Raw genomic sequence first — 15,095 nt, forward strand, 5'->3', positions numbered from 1 at the left:
ACATATCCAAAGAAGTATGATTTAATAGGATACGGTGTAGATAAAGTAGCTATGTCCGAACAACAATCAGGACCTCCGAACGGGGCGCAGTCGAATTCGGCCGTCGTGTCGGCGTACGACGAACATCTAATGCCGATCTGGAAATCGCTCGATGTGCCGGTGAAACGGGCCTCGGGGTGTACGCTCGAGGACTTCGAGGGCAACGAGTACCTCGACGTCTTCTCCGGCATCTCGGTGACGAACGTCGGCCACGGCAACGACGCCGTCGTCGACGCCGCGAAAGACCAACTCGAGGAGTTCGTCCACGGCTGTTCGTACGTCCATCCGAACGAGCCCGTCGCCGACCTCGCCGAACGGATCGCCGAGGTGACGCCGGGAGACCTTCAGAAGAGCTTCTTCTGTAACTCCGGGACGGAGGCCGTCGAGGGGGCCGTCAAACTCGCACGGAAGTACACCGGTTCGAAGGAAGTAATCGCCCTCGAGATGGGCTTTCACGGCCGCACCCTCGGCAGTCTGGCGCTGACGGGGAACAAGGCCTACAAGCAGGGGATGGCCCCGACGCTCAACGACGTCGCCCACACCGCGCCGCCGTACGGCTACCGCTGTCCGCGCTGTGACGGCGACCAGTGCGACGCCAGTTGTGCCGAGGAACTCGAGCGGATCATCGGCTCGCACACCAGCGGGGATCTCGCGGCGGTCGTCGTCGAGCCCGTCATGGGCGAAGCCGGGATCGTCGTTCCGCCGGCGGGCTGGCTCGAGCGAGTGCGAGAAATCGCCCACGACCACGGCGCGTTGCTCATCGCCGACGAGGTCCAGACCGGCTACGGTCGAACCGGCGAGCTGTTCGCGAGTACCCACTTCGACGTCGAGCCCGACATACTGACGCAGGCGAAAGGGATCGCGAACGGACTGCCACTCGGCGCGTTCACCGCCTCCGAAGAGATCGCGGACGCCTTCGAGTCCGGCGATCACCTCTCGACGTTCGGCGGCAACCCCGTCGCCTGCGCCGCCGCGCTGGCGACGATCGACGAACTGCAAGACGGCATCGTCGACGACGCCCGCGAGCAGGGACAGTGGCTCGAGTCCGAGCTCGCAGGTCTCGAGGACGAGTACGACGTCGTCGGGCAGGCGCGAGGCCTCGGACTGATGCGCGGCATCGAACTCGTGGAGCCGGGCACACTAGGACCGCAGAACGTCGCCCCGCGACCGGACGGCGATCTCGCAGCGGCCGTAAGCGAGCACCTCCGCGAGGAGTCGAACGTCGTGATCGGCGTCGGCGGCTACCACAAGAACGTCATGCGCTTCCAGCCGCCGCTGACGATTACACGCGATCAACTCGAGTACGCCGTCGACGAGCTCCGGACGGCGCTCGAGACGGTCGCTCGGTGAGTTACCCGCCTGAGAGTCGGCCGCGGCCGTCCCGAAGGGACCCGGGACAGTAATCCAGTTTTCCCGCCCCACGTTCGTGAGATTGCGCTCCTTACTCGTCGGTGTCCTCGAGCGAGAGATCCGACATCGAATCGTCGACGGCGGTGAAATCCGTTCCGCCGCACCGACAGCCGTCCCTTCGACCGATCGGTCGAATCTTGTCTTCGGATAGTTCGAGTGCCGCGTAGAGCGACCCGCACTGTTTGCACGCGGCGATCGTTCGTCGATTGTCGTCGCTATCGTCCATATCGCCGGTGGAACGTCGGGAAAGCGAGCACAAGTACTCGCCGTGAGGAGCCGAGTGACAGCAGGGTTGTCACCCTGATCGTAACAACACCGATCGGGAGTGACGGTCGGCCGCAACGGGCCCCGCGAGCGCCGGCCGACCGCTTTTCCGACGGGTCCCGATAGCTCCGTCTATGAACGACGACGGACCGAACCGGGACCGCGCGCAGGATCGCGCCGAACAGCGCAAGTCCGAGCGGGCCGAGCAGACGGAATCGATCCTCGAGGACGTCGAACGCCACCTCGGCGAGATGGAGTATCCGGTGACGAGCGAGGAACTCGCCTCGGAGTACGCCGACCAGCCGATCGACATGCCCAACGAGACGGAATCGCTGGGCAGCGTCTTCGACCGGCTGGCCGACGAGCAGTACGACTCTCCGGAGGCGGTCCGCGAGGCGGCCTACGGCGAGCTCACCGGCGAGGCCGGGAGTCCCAACGAGGCCAACGCCGAACGGGATCTCGAAGAACTGACCGATGAGTACGAGGGGAACGAGGGATCGCTCGGCGAGAGCGACGACAGCACGTACTGATCAGCGGGATCTCACCGCATCGATCCGTTCCACTACCCGTACCACTACCGTCGCCGAGTCACCGGGCGGATCGTGATAGCAGAACGGATTTACGTTCCCAACACCTGTTCTCGCGTATGGATTACGAAGCGAGTCTCGACCGAGCGATGGAGGACGTCCCCGATATCGGGGGCGACGAAGAGCGGCTACAGATCCCCGACCCGCAGCCCCAGAAGGACGGTGCGTTTACGCGCGTCACGAATCTCGACGAGATCGCCGACGTGCTCTCGCGGGACACGGAACATCTCCACCGGTTCATCCAGCGCGAACTGGGGACCAGCGGCAAACTCGAGAACGGCCGCGGTCGGTACAACGGGACCTTCTCGCAGACAGACCTCAGCGCGGCGATCGACGCCTACGTCGACGAGTACGTCCTCTGTTCGGAGTGTGGCCTACCGGACACGCGCCTCGTCCGCGAGGACCGAACGCCGATGTTGCGCTGTGACGCCTGCGGTGCGTTCCGACCGGTCACCAAGCGCTCGACCAGCAGCCAGCAGCAACAACAGCAAGACGCCGTCGAGGAGGGCCAGACCTACACGGTCGAGATCACCGGTACGGGCCGAAAGGGCGACGGCGTCGCGGAGAAGGGGAGCTACACGATCTTCGTCCCCGGTGCCGAGGAGGGCGACGTCGTGGAGATTTACATCAAGAACATCTCCGGCAACCTCGCGTTCGCCCGACTCGACTGAGACGGTCCGCTGTACCGATGTACCGGTGCGACCGTCGGCCGTCTCGCGGTCGCACCGGAAATGACTGACAGCAGTCCGGATGAAACGGATTCGAGTCCGCGCCCGTTCGGCTCGAGCGGTCGACTGCGCGACGTGCCGACCCGCATCGTCGGACCGAGAAATTAAAGTCAATTTGTTCTAGTCACAGTTCTATGGGAGTATCGTTCGACCTCTTCGGGACGCTCGTGACCGCCGACCGGCCGGACGATCCGGCCGCAGCCGTCGCGACCGAACTCGCAAAGCGGGACGTGGCGGTGCCCAACGACTGGGCCGACGTCTACGCGGAACCACACGTCGATGCGCCCGACGGTGCGGAGGTCCCGCTTCCGGCTCACGTCTCCCGCGCGCTGGCGAGTCGCGGCGTCGACTACGAGCACAACGCGACCAGACGCGCGGTCGTCGCCGCGTTCGATCCGGTTGTCGAAACCAGATCCGGGGCGCTCGAGGCGGTCGACGCCGCCCGCGAGCGGGGGCCGGTCGCGATCTGTTCGAACTGCAGCGTCCCGGAGCTGGTCGGGCGGACGCTCGTCAGGTCCGACTTCGAGCGCGACGATTTCGACGCGATCGTGACGAGCGTCGGCTGCGGCTGGCGCAAGCCCGCCCCGGAGATCTTCGAACTGACGGCCGACGAACTCGGCGTCGCCCCCGCCGATCTGGTCCACGTCGGCGACGATCCGGAGGCCGACGGCGGGATCGAGGCCGTCGGCGGAACGGCGCTGGTGCTCGAGGACCTGTCGCTCGCGGACGTGCCGGCGCGACTGGCGACGATCGCCGAACGCAGCAGTCATGACTGAGCGGTCACATTCCCCTGGCAGCATGGCGGGGGCCGCGACGTGCTGACGACGCTTTCGGTCATCGGGCTGGCGTTCAGCCTCGATCTCCTGCTCGGCGAGCCGCCGACCGCCGCCCATCCGGTGGCCTGGTTCGGCCGGCTCGTCGACGCCCTCGACCGGGAGTGGAGCGAGACCGAGCGCGGCCAGCGGGTAGCCGGCGTCGTGATCGCCGTCCTCGCCCCGCTCGTTCCCGCCGGTATCGCGGGCGGTGGCGTCCTCGCGGCGACGACGGTTCACCCGACCGCCGGCGGGATCGCCGCCGCGCTGATCCTCTTCCTGACGATCAGCCTCCGCTCGTTACTCGAGCTCACCGCGGACGTCGTCGCGGCGACCGGGGGCGACCTCGAGACGGCTCGCGAGCGAGTCAGGGGACTGGTCGGCCGGGACGCGTCGACCCTCTCGGCCGGCGAGCTTCGCAGTGGGGCCGTCGAGAGCGCGGCCGAGAACCTCGCGGACGGGCTCGTCGCGACCCTCCTCCCCTTCGCAGTACTCGCGCCGGTGTCGCTCCCGGCCGCCGCGGCGGTCGCCGCGTGGGTCAAGGGCGTCAACACGCTGGATTCGATGCTCGGCTACCCCTCGAAACCGATCGGCACCGGAAGCGCGCGGCTCGACGACCTCGTCATGTTCCTGCCCGCACGGATCGCGGCCGGCGCGATCGCCGTCGCCGCGGCCGACCCGCTCGCTCTCGGTCGCGCCCGACGGTGGGCGCGCGTGCCGCCGTCGCCGAACTCCGGCTGGCCGATGGCGACGCTCGCCTGCGCGCTCTCGGTTCGGCTCGAGAAACCGGGCGTCTACGCGCTCAACCCCGACGCCGACCTCCCGACGCTGGCGGACGGCGAGCGAGCCGTCTCAGTCGTCGGGCGGGCGGCCGTCGTCTCGGTCGTCATCGCGGTGGCGCTCGCCGTGCTCGTCTCGGAGACGGGACAGGGACTTGAGTCCGCCCGCGGAGCGGCCGTCGGGCTCGTCCTCCCGGTGATCGGCGGGCCGGATATCGACTCGGTCCCACGACTGATCGCGGAGGTGAGTGCGACATGGCGGTGACCGGTCGCTGGATCGGTGCCGTTCGCGGCGCGCTCGGATTTCTGACGCGACTTCCAGTCGGCTACCGCGACGGCGACTGGGAGGCCTTCCGGGCGACGCCGGCGGCGTTTCCGATCGTCGGCCTCGTGGCAGGATCGATAGCGGCGATCCCGCTACTCGCCGCGGAAACGCTCGCAGCCCCGACCGTCGCGCTGGGATACCTGCTGTCGGTGTACGCCGTGACGGGGATCCACCACCTCGACGGCGTCGCCGACCTGGGCGACGCGCTCGTCGTCCACGGCGACCGCGAACGGCGGCGGGAGGTGCTGAAGGACACGACTACCGGCGTCGGCGCGATACTGGCGGTCGCGATCACCGTCGCCGCGCTGGCGCTCGGCGGGCTGGGACTGGCTGGTCTTCCCGTCCGCGCGGCGGTCGGCGTCGCGGTCGGCGCTGAAGTCGGCACGAAACTCGGGATGGCCGCGATGGCCTGTTTCGGCCGCGCGGCGTCCGACGGGATGGGCAAACGGTTCACCGACGCGGCGACTCCCAGGTCGTTCCTGCTGCCCGCAGCGGTCGCCCTCGCTGCGGCCGCCGGTATCGGAACTCTGGGCCGGCCGCTCCCCGTCGCGGTCGCGCTCACGGGTGCCGCCGCCGGGATCGGGATCCCGTGGTACTGGGCCGACCGGCATCTCGGGGGGCTCAACGGCGATATATTCGGAGCAGCCAACGAAATCGGTCGCGTCGCCGGCGTCCACCTGGGGGTGATCGCGTGGACGCTGTTGTGATGTGCGGCGGGAAGGGAACCCGCCTCGAGAGTCCCCGCGAGAAGCCGCTTCACCCGATCGACGGGACGGCGATGGTCGATCGCGTGCTAGCTGGACTCCGGGACAGCGGGGTCGAGACGATCTACGCCGCCGTCTCGCCGAACGCGCCGGAGACGCAGGTTCACCTCGAGGACCGCGACGGCGTCGCGACGATCGAAACGCCCGGCGAGGGCTACGTGGCGGACCTGATGGATCTCCTCGAGCGGCCCGAACTCGCGCCGCCGATTCTGACCGTCGCCGCGGACCTGCCGCTGCTCGAAGGGCCGGTCGTCGACCGAATACTCGCGGCGCACGGCGACAGCGACGCTTCGCGAACCGTCTGCGTTCCCGCGGCGCTCAAACGGCGGCTCGGAGTCAGTATCGACGCGCGACTCGAGCCCGACGATCACCTCGCGCCGACCGGGGTCAACGTCGTCGGCGAGACGGACGATTCAACGACCACGACTATGACAGACGTACGCTACGATCCACGACTCGCGGTGAACGTGAACCGACTCGAAGACGCCCGCGTCGCGGCCGACCGGCTGCAGCGCCGATCCGCGGAGGGACGCTAACGATGCGACTTCTTCTCCCCGCCGGAACGACCGAGACGGCCCTGATCGACGGCATCAGCGCCGCGGGGGCCGCCCCGGAGCTGATGGAGCACACGCCCTCGGCGGACGTCGAGATCCTCGAGTACGGGGAACCGGTCATGTCGCCGGTGACGCCAGTGAGTCCGAACGGCTGTCCGACGCCCGCCGCCGTGACTCGGGCGGTTCGGGAGGTCGTCGGCTTCGACGTCTCGGTGATCGACGCGGGACTCACGCAGTCGACGGCCGCGCCGACGGTCGACCTCGACGCGGGGCCCGGCGGCGACATCCGCGAATCGGTGGCCGTACCGGACGCGAAAGCGAGCTTCGACCGCGCGTACGACTACGGCGCGAGCCTGCCGGACGACCGGCTCGTGATCGGCGAGACGGTCCCCGGCGGGACGACGACCGCGCTCGGCGTCCTCACCGCGCTCGGCGAACCCGCAGGCGTCTCCTCCTCGCTGCCCGAGAACCCGATCGAGCGCAAGCGTCGAGTAGTCGACGAGGCGCTGGCCGCGAGCGACCTCGAGCCGGGCGACTGCGACGGTGCGCCCCTCGAGGCGATCGAAGCCGTCGGCGATCCCGTCCAGCCGACGGTGACCGGGATCGCGGCCGGCGCGCTCGAGTCGGGGACCGAGGTAACGCTGGCCGGCGGGACCCAGATGCTCGCCGTCGCGGCCCTGTTGCGCCACGCCGGGATCGACGCGCCGCTGTCGATCGCGACCACCTCCTTCGTGGCCGACGAACAGGGGGATCAACTCGCGGACGCCTGCGAGCGCTTCGGCTGCGAGCTCACCGTCACCGATCCCGGCTTCGACGAGCGCGACCACGTCGCGATGGCGCGCTACTGCGCCGGCGAGGCCAAGGAGGGCGTCGCGATGGGCGGCGCGCTCTCGCTCGTCCCCGAGGCCCGGATGGGGGAGGTGAGAGATCGGCTCGAGGCGGTCTGTGCTCGACTGGGTATCGAGAACGACGAAGGCAGTGGCGGAGCCGAAGAGGGGAGCCGTGGACCCTGATTCGATCCGGACCGCGGAGCGGGTCCCCCACGGCGGCGAACCCGACCGCGACCTGCTGGACTTCTCGGCCAATACGAACCCGCATACTCCCGACGGCGTCGCGGACGTGTACGCCGGCGCGCTCGAGGAGTCCCGTCGCTATCCGGACGACGACTACCCGGAGTTCCGGGCCGCCGCGGCGGCGTTCGTCGGCTGCGAGCCGGACCGAGTGATCCCCACGCCGGGCGGGCTCGCCGCGATTCGGCTGGCGATGGAGGCCGCGCTCGAGCCGGGCGACGAGGCGCTGGTTCCCTATCCGAGCTTCGGCGAGTACGCCCGCGAAGTCGAGCTACAGGGAGCGACACCGCGGTTCGTTCGCTACGACGAGCTGTGCGAGATCGGGCCGACCGTGCTCGAGTCGTCCGCGCTCGCGGTGATCTGCACCCCGAACAATCCCACCGGGGACGCGATCGATTCGGACGCGCTCGAGGCGTTCGCTACCCGCTGTGCCGACGCCGGCACGACGCTCCTGGTCGACGAGGCGTTCCTCGGCTTCACCGACCGCTCGTCGGCGGCCGAACTCGAGCGGGAGAACGTCATTGTCGCCCGCTCGCTCACCAAGCTGTTCGGCCTGCCGGGGCTGCGCGCCGGCTTCGCCGTTGCGAGCGCCGAGCGGCGAGACGCGCTCGCGACCGCCCGTCGCACGTGGTCGCTCGGGACGCCGGCCGCTCGAGTCGGGGCGCACTGCCTGCGGCGGGACGAGTTCGTTCGCGACACGCGCGAGCGCGTCGTCAGCGAGCGCGAGCGGATGCGCGAGGCGCTCGAGCGGCGGTTCGAGGTCCACGAATCGGACGCGCCCTATCTCCTCTGTAACGTCGGTGACCGAGACGTCTCCGCCGTGATCGACGACGCGCGAGCGGCCGGCGTGACGATCCGCGACGCGACGACCTTCCGCGCGCTCGACTCTCACGTCCGGGTCGCGGTCAAGGACCGCGCGGCGAACGACCGACTGCTCGCGGCGCTCGGCGTTCGCGATCACGACGACACCAGCGAAACCGAGCGATGACTGGAACGGATGCGGAGTACGACGCGATCCGACGGGACGGCGTCCTCCGGGTTATTCGACCGGGGACCGAGTGGCTCTCGACCGGCTGGAACGGGGGCCGCCACACGGCGGACTGCGCGTACAACGTCTCGGTCCCGGAAGGCTGGGAGCGAACCGACCTCGGGGCGTACGTCGACGAGCGCCTCGAGCGCGCGGGATTCGAGCCGACCGCTGCAGACGCGGCCGGACCGGCCCTACTGACCGGCGTCGACGTCGCGGACGCTCGCGGCGCTCGCCGGGGTCCGGTGACGGCCTACGCGACCGCCGGAATATCGAATCCGGCCGCGTTGCCGATGGAGCCCGATCCCGCCGACGCGAACGATCCCGACGGGCCGGCGACGGACGAATCGGCGCTCGAGCAGGGACGGGGAACCGTCAACGTCATCGTCGGGACGACGCGGGCCCTCGCGCCGGGTGCGCTGGCGAATCTGATCGCGGTCGCCGCGGAGGCGAAGGCCGCGACGCTGCTCGCCGAAACCGGTTTTCCGGGCACGACGACGGACGCGATCGTCGTCGGTCACGATCCGTCGGGACCGTCAGCGGCGTTTTCCGGCAGCGGCACCGAAGTCGGCGCGGCGACCCGTGCATGCGTCCGCGACGCGGTTCGGGCATCGCTACGCGTCCACTACACGGACGGCGACGTCTCCCTCCCGGAATCGCTCGCGGACGCGGCGTACGGCGTTTCGACGGACGATTGCGCCGAGGTCTTTCGACCGGGGCTCGAGCCGGAAGCCGACGACGATCGCGTTGCGACGGAGTAACTCGAGGCTCGAATCGCCTCACCCGACGGCTTCTATCGAACGGTTTCTACGAATTACCACGGATGCTCGAGATCCAGTGATCGAGACAGGGAAGTTTCGTTTCACTCCGACCAACCAACCGGTATGCGGTGGCGCGCGCTGTCTGCGAGGCGCGACTAGTGCGAGACCGGAGGTCTCGCAAACCATTCGCGCGGCGTTGCCGCGCGAAGACGACGGGAGTGCCTCGAAAGCGAACGGAGAGCGAAGCGATCCGTGAGCAGGCCGAACGAGAGTGAGGTCGGTCGATACCACTGCGCGAGGTCCTCGTGAGTCTTGCGAACGAAGGCTTGGAAGGCGCGGAGCGTCTTCCAGTGGATGAGTGAGCGCCGCGAGGCGTGAACGTTAGCGCGGGACCGTCTGTCCCGCGAACCATGCGAACGAGCAGTGCGCGGCGCAACGCGCCGCGACTGTCGGGACGGTGAAACCGTCCCGCAACGCCCGTGAGCAGAAATCGGCCGGGGAGGGCGTGGCGATTCCCTGTTGCCACGATAGCAGGACGCTTCGTCTCCCACAATCTCATCAGTACCTCACTGCACCGTTCACGGACGTCGCACACGTTCGAATCCCGGCAGTTAACCGGCCGCGAGTGCAATCCAGTATCAATGGTGGAAGACGGCGATCCGTCAGACGACCCCGATGACCCGTCAGCCATCCGCTCGATCGCGCTCTCGCCGGACGACGCCGTCGACGCCTACGCCTACAGCCGGGAGAATCCCGGCGAGGCCGTCCTTCGAGTGACGCCGCCGTTTCACGGCCGAATGCGGGCCCGCATCCACGTCTACCGCGTCGACGACACCGAACTGACCGGTGCGGTCCACCTCTCGCCCGCCGACGTTATCGACGAGGATGTCGTCGCCGAGTATCCCGACCTCGAGTCGACGCGCGCGGAGGCGAACGACGACTCGGACGCGGATGGCGACCCGGACGAGGCCGCTGATTCGGAGACCGACCGGATTCGCGAGCGCCACGCCGAGGCCATCGAGGCGTGGCAGGAGCGGGCACGCGAGGCGATCGTCCAGACGATCACGGTCGAGACCGACGACGGCTCACATCGCGTCGAACTCAAGACGCTCGGCTAGCGAACAGCCGACCGGCAGGTCAGCGGTGACTACTGCTGCAACCCCCATCACAGTCCCGTTTCACCGAACGGGACTCCGTCCCGTACTTTCACTTTCACTCCGGACGGATCGGTTTGACGTACTATCGCTCCAACTGAAACGTATGTCACTGATCATTGAAGGAGCCGACGAACGGATCGATTCCGACGAGGGGAGTGAACGACGCGACCGTCGCTCGACCGTCGACCACACGAACCGAGCGACGCAACAGCACCAACGGATCGATGTCACCGATCTGCATGCCGCGGGGATCGACGAATACGTCCGCACGAACGTCGAGACTAACGACGTCTCGCTCGAACACCGCGGCAGCCGAACGTACCTTCGACTCGAGGAGTGAACGAGGAGCTGTCGGACGACGTGCGTGCGGTCTCTCGTCGCTTCGAAAAGGAGATAGAGGGCACTCAGAGCTGCTGGACCCGGACTTCGTCGTCGGTTATCGTATCGACCTTGTCTTCGTCGAGCGGGTAGGTCTCCTCGTCCTGATCGCCCCAGCCGAGTTTCGATTTGATCGTATCGGTGATACCGGGGCTGAGATCGACGTGGGCAGTCCCTGAACTGACGTTTTGAACGACGCCGATCTCCTCGCCGTTGGCGTTCACAACTCGTTTCCCCTCGTCGTCGTCTGTGAAGTGTGCGGACATACGTTCTCCGTTCCCTCGAGTAGTGAGATATACGCTACCCCTGCGTCTGCTCGGCGGTCGCGACCGAAAAGAGTCCGGACGTTCGACCTCTCACTGTCTCGAACTGAATACCGCCGCGTATTCGATCAGAGACGCTGTAGCCGTATCTCGTGCTCCGTGATCTCGTCGATGTAGTCCTCGTCGAGCCGGTAGTTCTCCGTGCCGTCGGCTATCTCTCGGTCACGACGGAGCCGGGATTTGATCGACTCGCTCATCTCCGGGCCCGGTTCGACGTATGCGACGCCCGCGTCGATATCCTGAACGACGCCGATCTCCTTTCCGTTCGTGTTGACGACTCGCTTCCCTTCGTCGTCGACCGTCAGGTTGGCGCACATGGGCACTCGTTGGCCGGGCGACGGGGTATGCGTTGGACCGTCATATGCGTGGTGCGATCGACGGGTGAACCGGAACGGTGTCAGGATCCGTCGCCGGCCTCGAGGACCGCGCTCGAGTCCGAACCGGTTCGCGAGCAAACCGATACCACTAATCTCCCGGAATCGAGACCGCCGGTAATGAAACTCGCACGGATCGCGACGGACGACGGACCGGTCGCCGGACGATACGAGGACGGCGTCGTACACGCGGACGACGGTGCCTACGAGGTCGGGTCGGACGGGGACTTCCTGCCGCCCTGTGAGCCCTCGGCGCTGTACTGCGTCGGACGGAACTTCGCGGCGACGATCGATCAGATGGAGTACGAGCGACCCGACGAACCTGACTTCTTCATCAAGCCGCCCGCGTCGCTCGTCGGTCACGAGGATCCGGTTCCCTACCCCCAGTTCAGCGACGAAGTGACCTACGCCGGCGAGCTCGCGGCCGTCATCGACGAACCCTGTCGGAACCTCTCGGAAGACCAGGTCCCCGAGGTCGTCCGCGGTTACACGATTCTCAACGATATGGACGCGCTCGATCAGGGCGGGCGGACGGCCCGGAAGGCCTTCGACGCCTCCGGCCCGCTCGGTCCGTGGATCGAAACCGCCGTCGACCCGACCGACATCGACATGCACACCGACGTCGCCGGCGAGCGTCGACAGGAGGCCAACACCGAACTGATGCTGTTCGATCCGTACGAGATCATCGCCTTCCTCTCGCGGCGGTTCACCTTCCGCCCGGGCGACGTGATCTCCTTCGGCAGCCCCGCGAATCCAGGCCTCGTCGAACCCGGCGACACCGTCGAGATTACCTACGACGGCGTCGGCACGCTCCGGAACACGATCGTGGACTCGAGCGAGCGGGAGACGCTACCGCTCGAGTAGGCGACGATTCGCGCGTAGAACCGAGTTCGGAGTGCCACGCCACCCCGATCGAACAGCTATCGGGTGTGACGTTCAGCGTCGTCGCGGTGAACTCCGGTTCTCACTTCCAGGAGACGATCGGTAGAAAGGCACTTCACGGCGACCACCTACCAACGACACGTGAGCGCTGACGCCACGCGACGCGTCGAAGTCTATCCCGACCGCCAGGTCGTCGTCGAGTTCGACCCCGACCTCACGTTCGAGTGCGTCGACGACTGCACGTGGTGTTGCCACCACGGCGTGCTCCTCTACGATCGGGACCTCCTCGAGCTCGCCCAGCGGGCGAACCTCGCCGAGACCACGACGGAGTTCCGCGGCGAGAAGTTCGTCACGCGCGAGGCGAAAGACCGCGACGACCACGTCGCCGAGGACGGCCACGCCTGCGCCTTTTTGCGGGAGGACGGCCTCTGCTCGCTGCACCTCGAGGAGGACTGGAAACCCACCCGGTGTTCGGTCTTTCCGCTCGGGGTCTGGCTCGAGGACGGCGAGTTACACGTCGACATCCGGGACTCGGCTCACGAGCACTGCGAGGGGCTGAACGTCAGCGAGCGGAGCGTTATCGACAACCTCGAGGCCTTTCTACCGGAAGTGCTGTGGGACCTCGAGAATCCGGATTCGGACCGCGAACTCTAGCCGGAAGTCGACCGGAACCGTTCGAGGGGGTGATGTCGCCCGTTTTTCGCTAGTAGCCACTGAAACGATTTACACACCCGATCGTACAGCCGTCGCATGATCACGTATGCAGTGACTTTCAGTGGCGACTATAGCTCGAGTACGGACGATCGCCACCCGTTCGCACGAGGTTCGCTACCACGCCTCTCCAAGTATTTAAAAGTCTGCCGCACGTAGTCAGCCTGTGTCAGAAGACTCCGGGCGACGGAACCTCCGTATGCCCAACAGCGATGAAGTATTCGCCGTCGTAACCGAACACCTCGGTGGCAATCACGTTCGCCTCCGCTGTGAGGACGGCGAGGAGCGTCTCGGCCGCATTCCCGGGCGCATGAAATACCGGACCTGGATCGAGCAAGACGACATCGTCGTCGCCGAGCCATGGGACTGGCAGGACGAAAAAGCCACCATCGAGTGGCGCTACACTGGTCAGGACGCAGATCAACTGCGTCGCGAAGGCCACATCGATTGAACCCCGGTATCGGTCCCGCTTTCAATTAGATTTCTCCGCACCGACAGTTCGTCCGTAGCGGTTGCACTCTCGTACCGAGAGCCTCGGAGGCGTGAGACGGCGACTCGAGACGGTGCCCACTCCCGTCCGCGCTGCCTTGCCGTCGAAAACGCGACGCTATCGTGACGACCCGGAACGCTCTCCGAGCGACCGCTACTCTCGACGGTCGGTTCGCGCGTCGACGCGCATCTCGACGTAGCGATCCGGCCAGCTCTGGCAGTGTATCCGGAGCGACTCGAGCACGGTCGCGACGAGTCCCGCCGTCGGGGCGTGGTCGACCGCGTCGCCACTGTCCTCTCCCGCGGACTGCACACCCGGTTCGTGGGGCCCCTCTGAGAAACCCATTATGTTAGCATGTAACACGGAAGGTGTAATAAATATTGAGGACGTTTCGACCGGTCGGACGCCAGGCGAGGATCACCCCCTCAGTATAGTGCACGACTTACCCACACGAACGGTTCACGAGGTAGCGACAGACGGAAATACTCTTATTCTTCACTTCCAAACGCAGCGCTCACGGTTCAATGACACCGTCGTCATCGTCACCGAGCATCCAGAAGACCTTTCTCAAGTATCAACACGTCCTCGTCTTCATCGCACCGCTGGCGTTCGTCCTCGGGGTGTACTTCTTCGCACCAACGTCCGGAAGTGGCGGAACTGGCTACTGGCTGGAGTACTGGTGGCTCTTCGTTCCCTTCCTCATCGGTGCGACCATCGTCAACACCGTCGGGATCAGTGGCTCCGCACTGTTCGTCCCATTCCTCATCTTCGTCTTCCCGCTGTTCGCGTACCCCCTGGAGCCCGAGACGCTGGTGAAAATCGGCCTACTCAGCGAATCGTTCGGACTCTCGAGTTCGTCGCTCGCGTTCATCCAGCACGGGTTAGTCGACCGTCGGCTTGCGCTCAGCCTCGTTCTCGGGGGAATTCCGTTCGTCGTCGCCGGCGCGTTCCTCTCGTTCGTTATTCCGGAACCCGTGTTCCACGCGTTGCTCGCGATCGCGCTCCTCGCGGCGGCGTATCTGCTGTTCAAAGCCGACCTCAGCCACGGGGGGCCGGACGCGTCGGACGACTCGGCGATGGCGGCGGACGGCGGGCTGCCGAACGACGCGGCCAAACCCGGCGTCGCGGGCGTCCGGACCGCCGAGAACGGTACCGTGACCCGCGCAGACCGCGACGGAAACGGCTACGAGTACTCTCGGAGCGGCTACCTCGAGCGATTCGCCAACTACAGCGTCGGCGGCGTCTTCCAGGGACTCGCGGGCTTTGGCATCGGCGAACTGGGAATCATCTCGATGCTCCGGACGAACGTTCCCGTTCGAATCGCCATCGGCACCAACCACATCGTCGTCGCCTCGACGGCCATCCTCGCCTCCGTCGTCCACGTCTTCGGCGGCGGACTGGTCCCCGGCGGTCACACGATGGACCTGGCGTCGACGCCGTGGAACATGGTCATCTGGACCTGTCCGGCCGCCGCGACCGGCGGCCAAATCGCCCCCTACGTCTCGGCCGCGCTGGATACGGGAACGATCAAGAAGGGTGTCGGCGCTCTGTTCGCGATTATCGCCACGGCACTGTTCCTGATGGCGTTCGGCGGCTTCTAGGGCCGCTCGAGCCTGGAACACGTAGTGCCATCGAGCCCGGAACTCGGTCGGCCGACTGT

20 protein-coding genes are annotated in these 15,095 nt (G+C 66.8%); 16 read left to right on the forward strand and 4 right to left on the reverse strand.

The window, feature by feature from the left end:
* The first annotated feature begins 51 nt into the window (after window positions 1-51).
* A complete protein-coding gene (locus AC0QDI_RS10100) occupies window positions 52-1,389 on the forward strand; it encodes an aspartate aminotransferase family protein (protein ID WP_474667742.1) in 1,338 nt (445 codons plus the stop codon).
* 91 nt (window positions 1,390-1,480) lie between these two features.
* Here AC0QDI_RS10100 and AC0QDI_RS10105 read toward each other — a convergent pair whose 3' ends face one another.
* On the reverse strand, window positions 1,481-1,675 hold the full coding sequence (locus AC0QDI_RS10105) for a hypothetical protein (RefSeq protein WP_474667744.1): 195 nt from the start codon (window positions 1,673-1,675) through the stop codon (window positions 1,481-1,483).
* Between the two features lie 172 nt (window positions 1,676-1,847).
* On the opposite strand from AC0QDI_RS10105, the gene AC0QDI_RS10110 reads away from it, so the two are divergent.
* The 11 genes from AC0QDI_RS10110 (at window position 1,848) to AC0QDI_RS10160 (ending at window position 10,617) form a co-directional block, all read left to right on the forward strand.
* Window positions 1,848-2,243, forward strand: coding sequence for a DUF5789 family protein (locus AC0QDI_RS10110; protein WP_474667745.1), 396 nt, complete (start codon window positions 1,848-1,850; stop codon window positions 2,241-2,243).
* 116 nt (window positions 2,244-2,359) lie between these two features.
* Window positions 2,360-2,971, forward strand: coding sequence for a translation initiation factor IF-2 subunit beta (locus tag AC0QDI_RS10115; RefSeq protein ID WP_180842191.1), 612 nt, complete (start codon window positions 2,360-2,362; stop codon window positions 2,969-2,971).
* A gap of 191 nt (window positions 2,972-3,162) precedes the next feature.
* Window positions 3,163-3,804: an HAD family hydrolase gene (locus AC0QDI_RS10120; protein ID WP_474667748.1), complete on the forward strand. Its 642-nt coding sequence runs from the start codon at window positions 3,163-3,165 to the stop codon at window positions 3,802-3,804.
* Between the two features lie 39 nt (window positions 3,805-3,843).
* Window positions 3,844-4,884: an adenosylcobinamide-phosphate synthase CbiB gene (gene cbiB, locus AC0QDI_RS10125; protein WP_474667750.1), complete on the forward strand. Its 1,041-nt coding sequence runs from the start codon at window positions 3,844-3,846 to the stop codon at window positions 4,882-4,884.
* Window positions 4,875-5,651 (forward strand): adenosylcobinamide-GDP ribazoletransferase, encoded by a 777-nt coding sequence (gene cobS, locus AC0QDI_RS10130; RefSeq protein ID WP_474667752.1) that lies wholly within the window; start codon window positions 4,875-4,877, stop codon window positions 5,649-5,651. Before cbiB ends, cobS begins: the two co-directional genes overlap by 10 nt.
* Window positions 5,651-6,244: an NTP transferase domain-containing protein gene (locus tag AC0QDI_RS10135; protein ID WP_474668345.1), complete on the forward strand. Its 594-nt coding sequence runs from the start codon at window positions 5,651-5,653 to the stop codon at window positions 6,242-6,244. The genes cobS and AC0QDI_RS10135 overlap by 1 nt, the downstream gene beginning before the upstream one ends.
* 2 nt (window positions 6,245-6,246) lie before the next feature.
* Window positions 6,247-7,275 (forward strand): nicotinate mononucleotide-dependent phosphoribosyltransferase CobT, encoded by a 1,029-nt coding sequence (gene cobT, locus AC0QDI_RS10140; RefSeq protein ID WP_474667754.1) that lies wholly within the window; start codon window positions 6,247-6,249, stop codon window positions 7,273-7,275.
* Window positions 7,265-8,320 (forward strand): threonine-phosphate decarboxylase CobD, encoded by a 1,056-nt coding sequence (gene cobD / locus AC0QDI_RS10145; RefSeq protein ID WP_474667756.1) that lies wholly within the window; start codon window positions 7,265-7,267, stop codon window positions 8,318-8,320. The genes cobT and cobD overlap by 11 nt, the downstream gene beginning before the upstream one ends.
* Window positions 8,317-9,120 (forward strand): adenosylcobinamide amidohydrolase, encoded by an 804-nt coding sequence (locus AC0QDI_RS10150; protein WP_474667758.1) that lies wholly within the window; start codon window positions 8,317-8,319, stop codon window positions 9,118-9,120. Before cobD ends, AC0QDI_RS10150 begins: the two co-directional genes overlap by 4 nt.
* 641 nt (window positions 9,121-9,761) lie before the next feature.
* Entirely contained in the window at window positions 9,762-10,238 is a 477-nt protein-coding gene (locus tag AC0QDI_RS10155) for a DUF8009 family protein (protein ID WP_474667760.1), read from the forward strand.
* Between the two features lie 142 nt (window positions 10,239-10,380).
* Entirely contained in the window at window positions 10,381-10,617 is a 237-nt protein-coding gene (locus AC0QDI_RS10160) for a hypothetical protein (protein WP_474667762.1), read from the forward strand.
* Between the two features lie 64 nt (window positions 10,618-10,681).
* Here the strand turns inward: AC0QDI_RS10160 and AC0QDI_RS10165 are convergent, their stop codons facing one another.
* Window positions 10,682-10,921: a PRC-barrel domain containing protein gene (locus AC0QDI_RS10165; protein WP_474667763.1), complete on the reverse strand. Its 240-nt coding sequence runs from the start codon at window positions 10,919-10,921 to the stop codon at window positions 10,682-10,684.
* A 125-nt stretch (window positions 10,922-11,046) separates the two neighbouring features.
* Window positions 11,047-11,295, reverse strand: a complete 249-nt coding sequence (locus AC0QDI_RS10170) for a hypothetical protein (protein WP_474667765.1) — start codon at window positions 11,293-11,295, stop codon at window positions 11,047-11,049.
* 177 nt (window positions 11,296-11,472) lie between these two features.
* On the opposite strand from AC0QDI_RS10170, the gene AC0QDI_RS10175 reads away from it, so the two are divergent.
* From AC0QDI_RS10175 to AC0QDI_RS10185, 3 genes are all read left to right on the forward strand, one after another.
* Window positions 11,473-12,216 carry a fumarylacetoacetate hydrolase family protein gene (locus AC0QDI_RS10175; protein ID WP_474667767.1) on the forward strand — a complete coding sequence of 248 codons (744 nt, stop codon included), beginning with the start codon at window positions 11,473-11,475 and terminating at the stop codon, window positions 12,214-12,216.
* Between the two features lie 159 nt (window positions 12,217-12,375).
* The gene (locus AC0QDI_RS10180; RefSeq protein WP_474667769.1) at window positions 12,376-12,888 is read left to right on the forward strand and encodes a YkgJ family cysteine cluster protein; all 513 of its coding nucleotides are present in this window, start codon (window positions 12,376-12,378) and stop codon (window positions 12,886-12,888) included.
* A 223-nt stretch (window positions 12,889-13,111) separates the two neighbouring features.
* The gene (locus AC0QDI_RS10185) at window positions 13,112-13,396 is read left to right on the forward strand and encodes a translation initiation factor eIF-1A (RefSeq protein ID WP_083902798.1); all 285 of its coding nucleotides are present in this window, start codon (window positions 13,112-13,114) and stop codon (window positions 13,394-13,396) included.
* Between the two features lie 192 nt (window positions 13,397-13,588).
* On the opposite strand, the gene AC0QDI_RS10190 is transcribed toward AC0QDI_RS10185, so the two are convergent.
* Window positions 13,589-13,780, reverse strand: coding sequence for a hypothetical protein (locus AC0QDI_RS10190; RefSeq protein ID WP_474667771.1), 192 nt, complete (start codon window positions 13,778-13,780; stop codon window positions 13,589-13,591).
* 179 nt (window positions 13,781-13,959) lie between these two features.
* On the opposite strand from AC0QDI_RS10190, the gene AC0QDI_RS10195 reads away from it, so the two are divergent.
* A complete protein-coding gene (locus tag AC0QDI_RS10195) occupies window positions 13,960-15,036 on the forward strand; it encodes a TSUP family transporter (protein WP_474667773.1) in 1,077 nt (358 codons plus the stop codon).
* Window positions 15,037-15,095: the final 59 nt, after the last annotated feature.

The sequence above is a fragment of the Natrinema sp. LJW11 genome, from assembly GCF_056135975.1.

What these genes read in the sequence shown, in the direction of transcription:
- AC0QDI_RS10170 (WP_474667765.1), bottom strand. Translation starts at nt 11,295, where the DNA reads ATGTGCGCCAACCTGACGGTCGACGACGAAGGGAAGCGAGTCGTCAAC.
- AC0QDI_RS10100 (WP_474667742.1), top strand. Translation starts at nt 52, where the DNA reads ATGTCCGAACAACAATCAGGACCTCCGAACGGGGCGCAGTCGAATTCG.
- AC0QDI_RS10155 (WP_474667760.1), top strand. Translation starts at nt 9,762, where the DNA reads ATGGTGGAAGACGGCGATCCGTCAGACGACCCCGATGACCCGTCAGCC.
- AC0QDI_RS10160 (WP_474667762.1), top strand. Translation starts at nt 10,381, where the DNA reads ATGTCACTGATCATTGAAGGAGCCGACGAACGGATCGATTCCGACGAG.
- AC0QDI_RS10115 (WP_180842191.1), top strand. Translation starts at nt 2,360, where the DNA reads ATGGATTACGAAGCGAGTCTCGACCGAGCGATGGAGGACGTCCCCGAT.
- AC0QDI_RS10175 (WP_474667767.1), top strand. Translation starts at nt 11,473, where the DNA reads ATGAAACTCGCACGGATCGCGACGGACGACGGACCGGTCGCCGGACGA.
- AC0QDI_RS10165 (WP_474667763.1), bottom strand. Translation starts at nt 10,921, where the DNA reads ATGTCCGCACACTTCACAGACGACGACGAGGGGAAACGAGTTGTGAAC.
- AC0QDI_RS10190 (WP_474667771.1), bottom strand. Translation starts at nt 13,780, where the DNA reads ATGGGTTTCTCAGAGGGGCCCCACGAACCGGGTGTGCAGTCCGCGGGA.
- AC0QDI_RS10120 (WP_474667748.1), top strand. Translation starts at nt 3,163, where the DNA reads ATGGGAGTATCGTTCGACCTCTTCGGGACGCTCGTGACCGCCGACCGG.
- AC0QDI_RS10135 (WP_474668345.1), top strand. Translation starts at nt 5,651, where the DNA reads ATGTGCGGCGGGAAGGGAACCCGCCTCGAGAGTCCCCGCGAGAAGCCG.
- cobS (WP_474667752.1), top strand. Translation starts at nt 4,875, where the DNA reads ATGGCGGTGACCGGTCGCTGGATCGGTGCCGTTCGCGGCGCGCTCGGA.
- AC0QDI_RS10105 (WP_474667744.1), bottom strand. Translation starts at nt 1,675, where the DNA reads ATGGACGATAGCGACGACAATCGACGAACGATCGCCGCGTGCAAACAG.
- AC0QDI_RS10110 (WP_474667745.1), top strand. Translation starts at nt 1,848, where the DNA reads ATGAACGACGACGGACCGAACCGGGACCGCGCGCAGGATCGCGCCGAA.
- cobT (WP_474667754.1), top strand. Translation starts at nt 6,247, where the DNA reads ATGCGACTTCTTCTCCCCGCCGGAACGACCGAGACGGCCCTGATCGAC.
- AC0QDI_RS10195 (WP_474667773.1), top strand. Translation starts at nt 13,960, where the DNA reads ATGACACCGTCGTCATCGTCACCGAGCATCCAGAAGACCTTTCTCAAG.
- AC0QDI_RS10150 (WP_474667758.1), top strand. Translation starts at nt 8,317, where the DNA reads ATGACTGGAACGGATGCGGAGTACGACGCGATCCGACGGGACGGCGTC.